Below are 13845 nucleotides of genomic sequence, written 5' to 3'. Positions count from 1 at the left end.
AGTGGTGGGCATGACTGAGTCGGTAGTAGTAAATGTTGCCTGGCCGTATGCCAACGGCCCCCGCCACATCGGACACGTGGCAGGCTTTGGTGTTCCTTCTGACGTATTCGCACGTTTCCAGCGAATGCGTGGCCGCAACGTTCTCATGGTTTCTGGCACCGATGAGCACGGCACTCCGTTGCTGGTGCAGGCCGACAAAGAAGGCGTGACCGTTCGCGAACTCGCGGACCGTTATAACCGCCAAATTGTCACCGACCTCGCCGGCTTGGGCCTGTCCTATGACCTTTTCACCCGCACCACCACGCGCAACCACTACGCGGTAGTGCAGGAGCTGTTCAAGGGCCTTTATGAAAACGGCTACATGCTCAAGGAAACCACCAAGGGCGCCATCTCGCCGTCGACTGGCCGTACCTTGCCTGACCGCTACATCGAGGGAACTTGCCCAATTTGTGGTGCTGAGGGGGCGCGCGGCGATCAGTGCGATAACTGCGGTAACCAGCTGGACCCAGTAGATCTGATCGACCCAGTTTCCAAGATCAACGGTGAGACCCCGGAGTTCATCGAGACCGAGCACTTCCTCCTCGACCTGCCTTCCGTGAAGGACGCACTGGAGGAATGGCTGAAGACGCGCGAAGATTGGCGTCCGAACGTCCTGAAGTTCTCCCTGAATTTGCTCGAAGACATGCGTCCGCGCACCATGACCCGCGACATCGACTGGGGCATCCCAATTCCGGTAGAGGGCTGGGAGGAAAACTCCGCAAAGAAGCTCTACGTCTGGTTTGACGCTGTCATCGGTTACTTGTCTTCTTCCATCGAGTGGGCGCATCGCACCGGAAACCCGGATGCATGGAAGGATTTCTGGCAGAACGATGAGGCTCGCCATTACTACTTCCAGGGCAAGGACAACATCACCTTCCACTCGCAGATTTGGCCTGCGCAGCTCCTGGGTTACGCCGGTAAGGGCGCGAAGGGCGGCGAGCTGCACAAGTTCGGCGAGCTGAATCTACCTACCGAGATTGTTTCCTCCGAATACCTGACGATGTCCGGCTCGAAGTTCTCTTCTTCGAAGGGCGTTGTCATCTACGTCAAGGACTTCTTGGCGGAGTTCGGCCCGGATGCGCTGCGTTACTTCATCTCCGTGGCCGGTCCAGAAAACAATGACACGGACTTTACGTGGGACGAGTTCGTGCGCCGTATCAACAACGAACTGGCCAATGGCTGGGGCAACCTGGTCAACCGCACCGTCTCGATGGCCTACAAGAACTTCGGCGAAGTCCCAGCTCCCGCCGCACTGGAAGAAGCTGACAAGGCCATCCTGCAGCTGGCGGAGGAGACCTTCGAGACTGCCGCAGGCTACCTCGAGCAGTCGAAATTCAAGCAGGCTATTACCGCCGTCATGCACGTCGTTGGTGAGGCGAATGCTTATATTGCAGCGATGGAGCCATGGAAGCTGGCCAAGGATGAGACCCAACGCGAGCGTCTGGCCACCGTCCTGTGGACCGCACTCCAGGTGGTCTCTGACTGCAACGTCATGCTCACCCCGTTCCTGCCGTTTACCGCGCAGAAGGTCCACGAGACCTTGGGCCGCGATGGCATTTGGGCGGCACAGCCTGAGGTACGCGACGTCGTGGATGATATCCCGGTTGAGCTCGTAGGCGTTGGCCTGCCGCCGGAGAATCACCCGTACCCAATCATCACCGGTGATTACACCGCCCAGCTGGCAGCGTGGAAGCGCGTAGACGTCGAGCCTGGCACTGCGCTTTCCAAGCCGAAGCCGCTCGTGGCAAAGCTTGACCCAGAGCTTGGTGAGACCGGCCCTGAGTGGGCACCCGTCCAGAAGTAAGATGGTGGCTCGCCGAAGCATCGCGGCCGCTCTCGCTTTTGCGGTCGTTACCTTAACTGCGCTGAACCTGCGCGCCGGAATCGCCTCCGTGGCGCCGGTGCTGGGGGACATCAGCGCAGCTTTTGGCGTTGGCCCTGCCATCGCCGGGACCCTGACAGCCCTTCCTGGTCTGTGTTTCGCACTGATGGGCTGGGCCGCCGTTCCTATCGCGCGGCGTTGTGGCCTGACCACGACTCTTCTCGGCGGCGCAGTGGCACTCGTGGTGGGGCTTGCCGCGCGCCCATGGGTAAGTAGTTTCGTACCCTTCGTTGCGCTCACGCTGCTCGTAGTCGGCGGCATCGCTGTCACCAACATCTTGTTGCCTGCATGGATCAAGACCTACGGAACTGCGCGCACCGTGGTGGCGTTGATGACGACTTACACCACTGTGCTTGGCGTATCGAGTGCCCTTGGTCCAATGTCTACCCACCTGGGTGGCTGGCGGATGTCGTTGTTTGCGTGGGCAATCCCTGTCGCCCTGCAGGTAGTGGGGTGGCTGATTGCCTGTAAGCACACCGGCGTCGATCCAGTGCAAAGCCCGGATACCGCGGCGATTCCGATGCGCCGTTCGCGCACCGCTGTTGCACTTCTTTTCTTCTTTGGCCTGCAATCCACCATGGCTTATGCACAGATGGGGTGGCTGCCCACGATGCTTGAAAGCCGTGGGGTCTCCGCCTCCCGGGCTAGCCTGGCGCTCGCGCTCATCGGCGCCATCAACGTCGTCGGCGGGCTTATCATGCCGGTTCTCATTGAGCGGCTGCGAGATCTCCGTCCCGTTCCACTGGTTTTGTCGGCTACTACCTTGGCCGGCTGGCTGGGGGTGCTCGTCAACGCGAGCGCAGCGCCGCTTACCTGGGCCACTCTGATGGGCATCGGCGGAATGTGCTTCCCGCTGGCCCTCGCCCTGATTGCCGCGCGCACCCGGCAGCCGGAGGTAACAGCACGCCTTTCCGGCTTCGTGCAGCCGGGTGGCTATATTTTGGCTGGCGCATTCCCGTTCCTCTTCGGCGTTCTCGCGCAAGCAACGGGCGGCTGGGAAGTTCCGTTGGGTGTGCTCATCGCACTTACCCTAGCGATGGCGGTGGCAGGCGTTGCCGCCGCCCGCTCGGTCTACATCGACGACGAGCTCCTGTCGAAGTGACGTTGCAGGTGTACTAGGCCCAGACGCACTCCGTCCTTGGTGTGGATATTGGGCATGCGGCCGGTCTCTTCGAAGTGGAATTTCTTGTGGAGGCGGATGGAAGCCTCATTGGTATCGACGATGTAGGTGATCATCGTCTGCACGTAGTCGTTGTCCTTGGCATCGTCGACCACGGCGCACATGAGCTCGTTGCCCACGCCCTTGCCGCGCGCCGAAGGAGCGACGTAGACGGAGTTTTCTACGGTGCCGTAGTAGATGGCTGGCGTTACGAATTGGAAATAGGCAGCCCAACCGATGATCTCGTCATCTTCTACGGCAACGAAGACGGGGTAGCCGTCCTTTTCCATTTGTTCGAGCCACTCGGCACGATCCTCGACGGATTCCTGCCAGGTTACCAAGTTTGCCGCTGGGGTAGCGGCGGAGGCGGCGTTGTAGATGGAGGCGATTGCGGCGGCGTCGGAAAGCGCGGCGGGACGGACGTGCATAGGTGTCAGGGATCCTTACAGAATTAAGCAGTTGCGAGGAGGCTAGACGAGCAGCTGCAAATGGGCGAGATTTAGCCAGTGTCCCCTCTTGTAGGACACCTCTTTGAACGTTCCTACATTGGCAAAACCGAGCTTCTCATGCAACTTGATGGATGCGACGTTGGTGCCCATGCCTTGGCCTTGGGCTGCCGGATCCAAAAAATGGTGGTTTCGTATGCGTTCCAGATTACAATTGCGTCCATGTCTAAAAAGAAGCCACGCCCAGTCCCTGTTCCAGCAGAAGGCTTGTCACAGCTTGTCGACGCCCATACACACCTAGCCTCCTGCAAGGACCCAGCCGCCGACATCGTGTCCCGCGCCGGTGCTGCAGGGGTGTCGCGCATGGTTACGGTAGGCGATGGCTTGGAAGAGGCCGAGCGGGCGTTGCAGGCCGCGCACGAATTTTCCAATGTGTGGGCAGCGTGCGCCATCCATCCCACCAAGGCGCAGGAATTGGACGAGCAGGCACGTACGCGGCTGGCGCAGATGGCTGCGGACCCACGCTGCGTGGCAATCGGGGAGACCGGCCTTGATACCTATTGGATTAAACATGAGCCGGAATCCACCGCACCACTTGAGGTGCAAGAAGAGGCGCTGCGCTGGCACATGGATCTGGCCAAGGAAACCGGTAAGGTCTTGATGATCCACAACCGCGAGGCGGATGCGGACCTGTTGCGGGTGCTTGGCGACGCCGAGAATGTCATGTTGCACTGTTTCTCCTCGCCGTTTGAGGTGGCGAAGGAAGCACTCGAGCGCGGTTGGGTTCTCTCTTTTGCCGGCAACGTGACCTTCAAGCGTAACGAAGAGATGCGCGCGGCAGCAGCCGCAGCGCCGGCTGGTCAGCTGCTGGTGGAAACCGACGCTCCGTATATGACTCCGGAGCCATTCCGCGGCGCACGCAACGAGCCGACCTTCATCGGGCATACGTATAACTGCATTGCTGAGGTGCGAGGCATGCGCGTCGAGGCACTGATCGAAGAGGTTAACCAGACGTTCACTTCGGTATTCGGCCTCTCCTAGGTTAGATTTAAGCATTCATGCTTAAATCTGTGACGATCTTCATATTCGGAGTTTTTCCTGCTCAGCGGTGATGGACGTGCCAAATGTGAAAGCAGTGTTGGAAGTGGTGTAGGTAGAAAAATCGTTTTCGACTGCATCCTGCTGTTATCGTATCGTTATTCAAAGATTTACTCTGCTTCCCCCCGTTTTCGATGAGAGAGTTTCATGAACCAGATTAAGCGCATCAATTCTTCCCGTTCCCTGCCTCTGCGCCTTGCCACCGGTGGTGTGCTCGGTACTTTGGCAGTGGGCGGAGTCGTCGCTGTTTCTGCGCAGAAGGACATCACCCTTGACGTCAACGGCGACAAGGTCGAGCTGGCCACCTTCGCGGGTAACGTCGATGAGGCGCTGCAAGCTGCGGGCGTCAACGTCGGCGGCGAGGATCTCGTTTACCCGGCTCCTTCTGAAAAGGTTGCCGACGGTGACAACATCACCGTGCGCACCTCTAAGCCAGTTGCCGTTACTATCGACGGCGTCGAAAAGCAGCTTTCTTCCACCAACCTCACCGTTTCTGATCTCTTGGGTGAGCTAGGCGGCGTGAAGCCCGGTGCTTCTGTTACCTCCGGTGACAAGAAGGTGGAAAAGGATGACGCTCTGGAAGATGGTATGGAGTTGGAGGTTACGTCGCCGAAGATCGTCAAGATCAACGACGGCGGCAAGATTACCTACACCAACATTGCTGCCAAGACCGTCAAGGACGTCATCGAGGAGCGCGGCATTGGTGTGGATGAAGATGACCGCGTCTTCCCCGCCATGGACACCCCGGTGACCAACGGCATGTCCATCAAGGTTGACCAAGTTTCTACCACCTTCTACGACGCCACCGAAGAGTTCGAGGCAGAGCCAAACTACGTCGATGACCCAGAGCTCGAAGAGGGCACCGAGGAAATCCGCGAGGAAGCCGTCAAGGGTGAGCGCAAGGTCACCCGCAAGCTGGTGATGAAGGATGGTGCCAAGGAATCCGAGGACGTCGTCAAGGAAAAGGTCGTTACCGAGCCGGTTGCTGCGACCATCGCTCGTGGCACGAAGAAGCCTGAGGCTGGTGGCGCAGCTGCACCCGCCGTAGCCGATGGCTCCGTCTGGGACTCCATCGCACAGTGCGAGGCAACTGGTAACTGGGCGATTAACACTGGCAACGGCTTCTCCGGCGGCCTGCAGTTCACCCCATCCACTTGGGCTGGCTTCGGCGGCACCGCATATGCGCCGGAAGCATGGCAGGCAACCCGTGAGCAGCAGATCGCTGTAGCTGAAAAGGTTCAAGCCGCGCAGGGCTGGGGCGCATGGCCTGCTTGTACCGCGAAGCTGGGGCTGCGCTAAGCACGCAGACTTTTTAGGCGCCTCGAAGCGCCATTTTAAAGCCCGCGGAAGCGGGCTTTCTTTGTATCCGGAAAACCTCGACTACTCTAAATTGCATGACTGAACCCAAACTGCTCGGGCCCGTGGAAATCCGCCAATTGGCCGAGAAGCTGGACGTGACCCCGACGAAGAAGCTGGGACAGAACTTCCTGCACGATCCCAACACCATCCGCCGCATCGTTAGTGCGGCGCAGTTGCAGCGGGAAGACCGCGTCGTTGAGGTAGGCCCCGGCCTGGGATCTCTGACTTTGGGCCTGCTTGAGGCAGTCGATGACCTTACGGCGATAGAAATTGATCCACGCCTTGCAGCGCAGCTGCCGGATACCATCGCGCAGCGCGCACCGGAGCAAGCAGGCAACCTGCGGCTCGTGGAAAAAGATGCGCTGCGTATTACGGCAGGCGAGTTGGGCGAGCCGACTGCGCTGGTGGCAAATCTGCCGTACAACGTCGCGGTGCCGGTTCTTTTGCACATTCTGGAACTTTATCCCTCCATCCGCCGCGTACTCGTCATGGTTCAGCTTGAGGTGGCAGAGCGTCTCGCCGCCAAGCCTGGCAGCAAGGTCTATGGCGTTCCTTCGGTGAAGGCTTCCTTCTACGGCAACGTCCGGCAGGCCGGAACCATCGGCAAGAACGTCTTTTGGCCGGCGCCGAACATCGAGTCTGGCCTAGTGCGCATCGACTGCTTCGAGAATGCGCCGTGGCCTATCAACGATGAGACGCGCAAGGCGGTTTTCCCACTTGTCGACGCCGCCTTTGCACAGCGCCGCAAGACCCTGCGCGCGGCACTCTCTGGTCACTTCGGCGGCGGCCCTGCCGCGGAAGAGGCTCTAGTGGCAGCCGGCATCGACCCGCGCCAGCGTGGTGAGAAGCTGGCCACCGAAGACTTTGTCCGATTGGCAGGTGTGAATTGTTAATTCGTGCTCGCACCCATGCGAAGGTCAACCTGCACTTAGGAGTCGAGGCAGCGCGTCCCGACGGCTTCCATGAACTCGCCACCGTCTTTCAATCGCTGAATATTTCTGATGTGGTTAGCCTCGAAACGCTTGAGGATAGCACTCCTGCAGCGATGACCACGGGCCCAGTCGTGCAGGAACTGCGCGCGAGCGGTACCTATGCCGCAGGCGTGCCGGAAAATGACAAGAATTTAGCATGGCGAGCCGTCGAAGCGGTAGCGGATGCAGTACGCGGCGAGCGCGAGCTTGCCTTGCCCAAGGTCAGGTTGCAGCTAGAAAAGGGGATTCCCGCCGCTGGCGGCATGGCGGGCGGTTCTGCGGATGCGGCCGCGGCATTGCGCCTGGCCGCTCACGCATTTGCTGACTTCGGCGCTGTAAGTGAAGAAGAACTTCTAACACTGGCAGCGCGCCTAGGCTCTGATGTGCCCTTCACGCTAATCGGCGGCACGGCGTTGGGCACGGGTCGCGGCGAGAAGTTGGCGCCGATGCTTAGCTGCGGAACGTATACGTGGGCCATCATCACCAATGCGGAAGGGCTGTCCACTCCGGCCGTCTTTGCCAAGATTGATGAGCTTCGCGCAGCGGGGAAGGGCAGCAACCCCACCATGGACACTTCCGCGGTGGCGCAGGCGCTGATGAGCGGGCGTCCCGAGGCTCTCGCAAAGGTGCTGCGCAATGACCTGCAAGCGGCAACTCTTTCTTTGCGCCCAGATCTGCGCAAGATTCTGGACACCGGAATGGCCGCTGGTGCGCTGACTGGAATCGTCTCTGGCTCTGGTCCTACCTGTGCCTTCCTGTGCGAGGACGAGGAGACCGCTGGTGAAGTCGTGGCCCAAGTGATGTTCGATAACAAGGGCACCCGTGGCATTGTGACCACCTCGCCGGCACCAGGAATCGAAGTAATTTAGGGTGTTATTAAAAAGTAAAAGCTGCAGTAGGGCAAAGTCCCCTCACTGCAGCTTTTGTTTATCTAGAGCACAGCCATCTCGGTTGGCTTGATGTCCAGCTTGAAGCGGTTTACTTCCTTGCCCTCGAAGAGGTCGATGACAACGAGTTCCTTCTTGTTGGCATCGGTGACGAATGCGTAGCCGTCTTCCGCCTTGAGGATCGGTCCAGGCAGCTGCCATTCTTCGTTCTCGCGCCACTCGGAGATGGCGTCGATCTTTTTGGTAATCTCGCCGGTCTCTGGGTCGATGACGTTGAGCTTGCCGTCGTAAGTCAGCACGAGGGCCTCTCCCAGCGGGCCGCGGGCCAGGGAACGGAACCAGTAGGAGGAACCGAGGTCAACCTTTTTGGCGGAGTAGTCCTTGGTGTTGATGAGGGAGACAGAGGTTGGGCGCTCGAACTCGGCGTCCTTTTCGGTCTTGTTGTCAGCCAAGATGACGTCGGATTCCTCAGAGCCGGCGGAGTTGCCGGAGCGCTGGTAGCCGTCTTTGCCCGCGTAGGCGGAAACGTCGATCTTGTGGAACTCCTTGCCGTCGAAGACAACTGGGCCGTCCTCGCAGCCGAAGAAGAGCTTGCCGTTTCCGGCGGTAGCCTCACCGTGAACGCCTGGGCACTTGGTGGTCTCGGTCAGGACCTTGCCGTCTTTGGATAGATGCTGGATGGTGTGGCGCTCGTCCTCGGTGCCCTTGGTCATGACGATGGAGCCGTCCTTGAGCGGAACGGCAACACCGTGATGTGCTGCGCCGGATTCGAAGGTCTTGACGTCTTTCGGATCGCCAGCCTGGTCGGTTGGGAAGACCTGTGCGGTGCCTTCGCCGTCAGAGAAGAGGGCGGTGAAGCCGTCGTGGTGGACCACATGGCCGGCGTGCGGCGCCTCGATCTCGGCGTCGGAAAGCTTAGGCTCGGCGGTGTAGTAGTGGTTGTGATCGCCGTGCGGCTTGGTGATGAGGCCGGAGTCGAAGCTAAGGAACTTATCACCTTTGGTGACCATGACGTGGCGGTTATCGCCAGCATTGGACAGGCGCAGGAATGCAGGCATTTCCTCTTCCTCGATGACCTCGCCGGTTTTGGCGTCGTAGGTCTTCAAGCCGCCTTCGTGGGAGATGACCACGCGATTGGGTAACTGAGCAACTTCGGTCTCGCCCTCGTCGGCCTCCATTCCATCGTGTTCATGATGGTGGCCTTCATGATCGTGCTCATGATCGTGGCCCTCGTGATCGTGGCCCTCGTGTTCGTGCGACTCAGTCGCGGCATCGTTGGCCGGGGCCTGCTCATCAGCGGGCTTGGAGCAGGAAGTGGCAAGGAGCGTTGTTGCGGAGACAGCGGCAAGAATAGATAGCGCAGATTTCTTCATAGCCATTTAGCCTATTTAGAGTAATTTTCATTTGCAATAGTCTGAAGTGGTGAGGGGGAACCGCGCGCTAGGCACTAAGATGGTTAAACGTTATGGCGAACCTTATTAACCTGGAAAAAGTTTCCAAATCTTTCGGTCTGCAGACGCTGCTCAACGGGGTGTCGTTGGGTGTTCAAAGCGGGGACCGCATTGGAATCGTTGGCGTAAATGGCGGCGGCAAGACCACGCTGCTGGAGGTGCTCACCGGTATCGAGCCGCCGGATGAGGGGCGTGTGTCCCACAATTCTGACCTGCGCATGGCCGTGGTGACCCAGCGCTTTGAGCTTGATGACGCCCTGACCATCGCCCAGGTCATCATCGAACCGCTCAGCCTCGAGACCTTCGAATGGGCCTCGAATGCCAAGGTGCGCGACGTTTTGGGCGGCCTCGGAATCGTGGAACTGGGCCTAGATACGCCGGTAGGTTCTCTGTCTGGTGGCGAGCGCCGCCGCGTTAACCTGGCCGCTGCATTGGTCCAGGAGCTTGACTTGATCGTGCTCGACGAACCGACCAACCACCTGGACGTGGAAGGAGTGCAGTGGCTGGCACAGCATCTCCTGGCGCGCAAGCTCGCAGCGGTCGTAGTCACCCACGACCGCTGGTTCCTCGATACCGTGGCAACCACCACGTGGGAGGTGCACGACGGCGTGGTCGATCCTTATGAGGGCGGATACAACGACTGGATTTATGCCCGCGCCGAGCGTGCCCGTCAGGCCGATGCGATGGAGCAGCGCCGCCAGAACCTGGCGCGTAAGGAGCTAGCATGGCTGCGCCGCGGCGCGCCGGCGCGTACCTCGAAGCCGCGCTACCGCGTGGAAGCGGCAGAGGCACTTATCGCTGATGTCCCAGCACCGCGCAACAAGGTTGAGCTCATGGCCTTTTCCAAGCAGCGCCAAGGTCGCGTGGTCATTGAACTTGAGGATGCCACGATTGCGACGCCGGATGGCCGCGAACTCGTTGACCACCTCACGTGGCGCTTGGCCCCGGGTGAGCGCATCGGACTGGTCGGCGTGAACGGTTCAGGCAAGACCACGCTGCTGCGCGCCCTGGCTGGCGAACATCCACTCGCTGCGGGCAAGCGCATTGAGGGGCAGACGGTACGTCTGGGCTGGTTGCGCCAGGAACTCGATGACCTTGATCCGCAGCGCCGGCTAATCGACGCCGTGGAGGACGTGGCCACCTACGTCCAACTGGGCAAGAAAGAATTGTCTGCCTCGCAGCTTGCAGAACGCCTGGGCTTTTCCGCTAAGCGCCAGCGCACCCCGGTGGGGGACTTGTCCGGTGGTGAGCGTCGCCGCCTCCAGCTAACGCGCGTGTTGATGGCAGAACCAAACGTGCTGCTGCTCGACGAGCCAACTAACGACCTCGACATCGACACTCTCCAGGAACTGGAGTCCTTGCTCGATTCTTGGCCGGGCACGATGGTGGTCATCTCACACGACCGCTACCTCATTGAGCGCATTGCGGATAATACGTATGCGCTTTTTGGCGACGGAAAACTCACCAACTTGCCAGGCGGCATTGACGAATACCTGCGCCGCCGCGCCGCCCTCGACGCGGCTCAGCCCGCAGGCGTGGTCAACCTCGGCGAAAGCGCGAAACAGGATTCTGCTCCCGACGGCAGCGGCAATGGCGCAGGAAACGCCAAGAAGGAATCTACCAAGCGCCTGTCCTCCCAAGAGGAACGCGAGCTGACCAAGAAGATGAATGCCTTGGAGCGCAAAATGGGCAAGCTCGACGAGCAAGCCACCAAGCTCAACGCCGAGATGGCCGAGGTGGCAGGCGCGGGCGACATCGACACCGCGAAGCTAACCGAGTTAGACAGCAAGCTGAAGGAAGTAACCTCTCAGCGCGAGGAGCTCGAGATGGAGTGGCTAGAGCTTGGCGAGAAGCTCGAAGGCTAAGAAAGCGTAGATAACAATGCTATTGCGATCTCGCTTTCAGCACTGCCTAATGCTATTCAGCTCGCCCCAGTGTGTGGCACGGTGGAGGATATGAAACTGACGCGCCGTATTCTCCCCGTTTCCATCGCCCTTACTCTCGCAGCCGGCAGCTTGGCTCCTGCTCAAGCTCAGCTTCCGGATTTCTCCTCCCAGCTACCTGCGGGCATCCCGGCAGATGTCACCGCTGGCAGCTCCCAGTTCATTCCAGCTGGCGTACCACAGGTCGAACTGCCACCGCAGGCTTATGACCTTGCAAAGCAGTACAACATTCAGCTTCCGCCGTTTGTCAAGCAGCCAGCTCCGGAGGTAGCTCACCACCTCGTTGGCGCCACCACTGAGCACCTGCGCAAGCAGGGCCACGTTGAGGATCCGAACGCTCGCAACATCGCTCAGGAATGGGCTGACCAGGGCGCGGCTGGTGCTCTTAGCTACCGCAGTAACGTCGGTGACGGCCGTACTCACTTGAACGAAGGCAGCGGCAACGTCTACCGCCTGACCATTCAGGAAGCTCACGACCGCCTCAACTGGCTCAACCGTGACGTTCCAGTTACCCCGGCACCAGGCAAGCACTTCGGCGTAGCCACCAGCTTCGATGGCAACTTTGTTTACCTCGCCGAGTACTTTTTCAACTAGCTAATGCGGCCGGCTCTACGCCTGCTAGCGTGGCGCTCGAATCAACGAAATTGAGCGGGTTAGCGACAATGCAGTCACTACGATCGCTCCCACCACAAGAAGAGCGACGCCGAGTTTTTGACGGCGTCGCCTAGCGCTTAGTTCATTCGCCAGCGAACTCATGGAGCCTCCACTAGGGCAGCAGGGGCAATGCCAGAGACTTCGGCGCGGCTCGTGACAAAGCTATGGGTACGGAAACTCACCAAGCAATCATAGGTGCCTTCATCCTCAACGCCCTCATCGTTGATGAAGATGACATCACCGTGGGCGGTGTAAACGCGCATGGGTGCGCTGATCTTTGAATCGGTCTCAGGGATGGTCTCAGTAAGGAACGTGGCGCGCTCCGGAATCTTTGCCTGCTTTAGCACCTCGCGCTCGCACAATGGGCGGGCGGCGTGGTAATCGGCCCAGTTGCGGGCTGCTTCTTTGAGCAGAATCGTACTGATACCCAAAACGACCCCACAGACAACGATAAAAACCGCGAGTGCAATCCATCGGCGAAGCCTCCGACGCCACAGCGCGCGGCCTTCGTCCAAAGAGATTTGCGTAGTCACAGGAGGATAGGAGCCTTTCTAAAGAGGCTTCCTACACAATATATTAATCGGCTCATCTGGCTGAAAGCGTTCCGGGTGGTGCCGGCTTTCGCTGTCAAAATCTGCCCGAACCATGCTTTTGTGCTGCATCGTGGCGGACGAAAATACACATACGTACGATGGGGCTCATGATTTTGATTAACGTAAAATTCCACGTAAAGCCTGAATACGCAGAAACCTTCCTCGAGGAGATCGACTGGTACACCCAGGCTTGTAATGCGGAGCCGGGTTGCCTGAACTTTGATTGGTACCGTGATCCGGAGGACCGTCAGCGCTTCCTCCTCGTTGAGGCTTATGCCGATGGCAAGGACGTCGAGCACGTCGAGGGCGAGCACTTCAAGCGCTCCTGCGAGGAGTTCCCGAAGTACCTGCTTGAGACCCCAGAAATCATCAACGTCCACATCGACGGCAAGACTGAGTGGGACCGCATGGCCGAATACAAGGTCGAGTCCTAAGGCACTGGCTTAAAAGTAATCTGCCTCCCTGCACCGTGTATACAACCACGCAGCGCAGGGAGGCGGACTTTTTTATTTGGGCAATCTAGGCCGCGACGCTAAGAAGGATAATCAATAGGGCCGCAGGTACTAAGAGCCCAGCGAGGATAAACCAGGAGTTTTTCTGCCCAAAGTTGAATTGGGAAGAACCGCTGGGAAGGGGCACCATCGCGCGGGTATCTGTGGGGTCGTAGTAGAACAATCCGTAACGAAGCTTGCCCGCTGTAGAGGAGTCAGGAAATTGTTCATCCAGCTTTTTATTTATGCTATTCAACCTGAACACGAGCCAGACGCAAACCACAAGGATGGCAACGACTAAGCAGGGGAAAATTAGCGGTCTAGGGCCGCTGAGAAAGATTCCAGTGAGCGCGAACGCCGTGCAGATCGCCGTTAGGGCGAAGAACCAAAAGCTTAACGTGGGAAGGATAGCAGCGGAGTGAGCACGGCTACGCTCGATATCAACCGCAGAAGCCTGCGAATAGCTGCTTGTGGTTGTCTTGGTGCTTTGTTGCGTTATTCCGATAGTTACTGCTGATGTAATCGTGAGAACGAGAGGTACAAGTAACGCAAAACCAATTGCATTTCGATAGGTCTTTGGCATCCATGCATCAGGTTCGCCTCGACCATTGAAATGCTTGGGTAGCGGGTCTGGGAGGCTGTCCCAGCCGAGAATTACAACTATTGCGGCGACTAGCGCAAGCGCTGCCGTGGCGGCCAACCAAATCCATTCCTTGCGTAGAGCTGTCAACAGGAAGTTCCTCGTGTGTTCAGTTTCCTACATAAATCCAAAAACATGATAACGAAGATATCGGCTCAAGCGTTAGACAAACGAAAAGGCGGACAGTCCGTTGTAAGGGACCGTCCGCCTTTTGCGTTCTAGGAGCTTTGGC

At 58.9% G+C, this 13845-nt stretch carries 14 protein-coding genes; 9 read left to right on the top strand and 5 right to left on the bottom strand.

Annotation, left to right across the window (positions count from 1 at the left end; translation table 11 throughout):
- The first annotated feature begins 10 nt into the window (after positions 1-10).
- Together metG and HMPREF3158_RS00795 are read left to right on the top strand one after the other, a co-directional pair.
- Positions 11-1843, top strand: coding sequence for a methionine--tRNA ligase (metG, locus tag HMPREF3158_RS00800; protein WP_070496973.1), 1833 nt, complete (start codon positions 11-13; stop codon positions 1841-1843).
- A gap of 1 nt (position 1844) precedes the next feature.
- Positions 1845-3023 (top strand): MFS transporter, encoded by a 1179-nt coding sequence (locus HMPREF3158_RS00795; RefSeq protein WP_070496914.1) that lies wholly within the window; start codon positions 1845-1847, stop codon positions 3021-3023.
- On the opposite strand, the gene HMPREF3158_RS00790 is transcribed toward HMPREF3158_RS00795, so the two are convergent.
- Together HMPREF3158_RS00790 and HMPREF3158_RS12320 are read right to left on the bottom strand one after the other, a co-directional pair.
- Positions 2993-3508 carry a GNAT family N-acetyltransferase gene (locus HMPREF3158_RS00790; RefSeq protein ID WP_070496911.1) on the bottom strand — a complete coding sequence of 172 codons (516 nt, stop codon included), beginning with the start codon at positions 3506-3508 and terminating at the stop codon, positions 2993-2995. The genes HMPREF3158_RS00795 and HMPREF3158_RS00790 overlap by 31 nt on opposite strands.
- A 42-nt stretch (positions 3509-3550) precedes the next feature.
- Positions 3551-3679 carry a GNAT family N-acetyltransferase gene (locus HMPREF3158_RS12320; protein ID WP_246816155.1) on the bottom strand — a complete coding sequence of 43 codons (129 nt, stop codon included), beginning with the start codon at positions 3677-3679 and terminating at the stop codon, positions 3551-3553.
- A gap of 69 nt (positions 3680-3748) precedes the next feature.
- Here HMPREF3158_RS12320 and HMPREF3158_RS00785 point away from each other — a divergent pair, with 69 nt between their 5' ends.
- From HMPREF3158_RS00785 to HMPREF3158_RS00770, 4 genes are all read left to right on the top strand, one after another.
- On the top strand, positions 3749-4567 hold the full coding sequence (locus HMPREF3158_RS00785; protein WP_070496970.1) for a TatD family hydrolase: 819 nt from the start codon (positions 3749-3751) through the stop codon (positions 4565-4567).
- Between the two features lie 204 nt (positions 4568-4771).
- Complete coding sequence (locus tag HMPREF3158_RS00780) at positions 4772-5923, top strand: resuscitation-promoting factor (RefSeq protein WP_062035567.1); 1152 nt, start codon at positions 4772-4774, stop codon at positions 5921-5923.
- Between the two features lie 95 nt (positions 5924-6018).
- Entirely contained in the window at positions 6019-6876 is an 858-nt protein-coding gene (rsmA, locus tag HMPREF3158_RS00775) for a 16S rRNA (adenine(1518)-N(6)/adenine(1519)-N(6))-dimethyltransferase RsmA (protein WP_061921344.1), read from the top strand.
- Entirely contained in the window at positions 6870-7823 is a 954-nt protein-coding gene (locus tag HMPREF3158_RS00770; protein ID WP_083291015.1) for a 4-(cytidine 5'-diphospho)-2-C-methyl-D-erythritol kinase, read from the top strand. Before rsmA ends, HMPREF3158_RS00770 begins: the two co-directional genes overlap by 7 nt.
- Before the next feature lie 62 nt (positions 7824-7885).
- Here HMPREF3158_RS00770 and HMPREF3158_RS00765 read toward each other — a convergent pair whose 3' ends face one another.
- Positions 7886-9220, bottom strand: a complete 1335-nt coding sequence (locus tag HMPREF3158_RS00765; RefSeq protein WP_246816154.1) for an NHL repeat-containing protein — start codon at positions 9218-9220, stop codon at positions 7886-7888.
- 86 nt (positions 9221-9306) lie between these two features.
- On the opposite strand from HMPREF3158_RS00765, the gene HMPREF3158_RS00760 reads away from it, so the two are divergent.
- Positions 9307-11157: an ABC-F family ATP-binding cassette domain-containing protein gene (locus tag HMPREF3158_RS00760; RefSeq protein ID WP_070496902.1), complete on the top strand. Its 1851-nt coding sequence runs from the start codon at positions 9307-9309 to the stop codon at positions 11155-11157.
- Between the two features lie 90 nt (positions 11158-11247).
- Entirely contained in the window at positions 11248-11829 is a 582-nt protein-coding gene (locus tag HMPREF3158_RS00755) for a hypothetical protein (RefSeq protein ID WP_201054694.1), read from the top strand.
- Positions 11830-11987: 158 nt separating this feature from the next.
- Here the strand turns inward: HMPREF3158_RS00755 and HMPREF3158_RS00750 are convergent, their stop codons facing one another.
- Positions 11988-12422, bottom strand: a complete 435-nt coding sequence (locus HMPREF3158_RS00750; protein ID WP_070496900.1) for a hypothetical protein — start codon at positions 12420-12422, stop codon at positions 11988-11990.
- Between the two features lie 167 nt (positions 12423-12589).
- On the opposite strand from HMPREF3158_RS00750, the gene HMPREF3158_RS00745 reads away from it, so the two are divergent.
- Positions 12590-12916, top strand: coding sequence for a putative quinol monooxygenase (locus HMPREF3158_RS00745; RefSeq protein WP_061921364.1), 327 nt, complete (start codon positions 12590-12592; stop codon positions 12914-12916).
- Positions 12917-13001: 85 nt separating this feature from the next.
- Here the strand turns inward: HMPREF3158_RS00745 and HMPREF3158_RS00740 are convergent, their stop codons facing one another.
- The gene (locus tag HMPREF3158_RS00740; protein ID WP_168161736.1) at positions 13002-13703 is read right to left on the bottom strand and encodes a DUF1648 domain-containing protein; all 702 of its coding nucleotides are present in this window, start codon (positions 13701-13703) and stop codon (positions 13002-13004) included.
- Positions 13704-13845: the final 142 nt, after the last annotated feature.

It is taken from the genome of Corynebacterium sp. HMSC06G04 (genome assembly GCF_001807365.1).
Classification (GTDB): Bacteria; Actinomycetota; Actinomycetes; order Mycobacteriales; family Mycobacteriaceae; genus Corynebacterium; species Corynebacterium simulans.
Note: the sequence above shows the minus strand (reverse complement) of the source record. Positions and strands in the feature narration are given on the sequence as shown.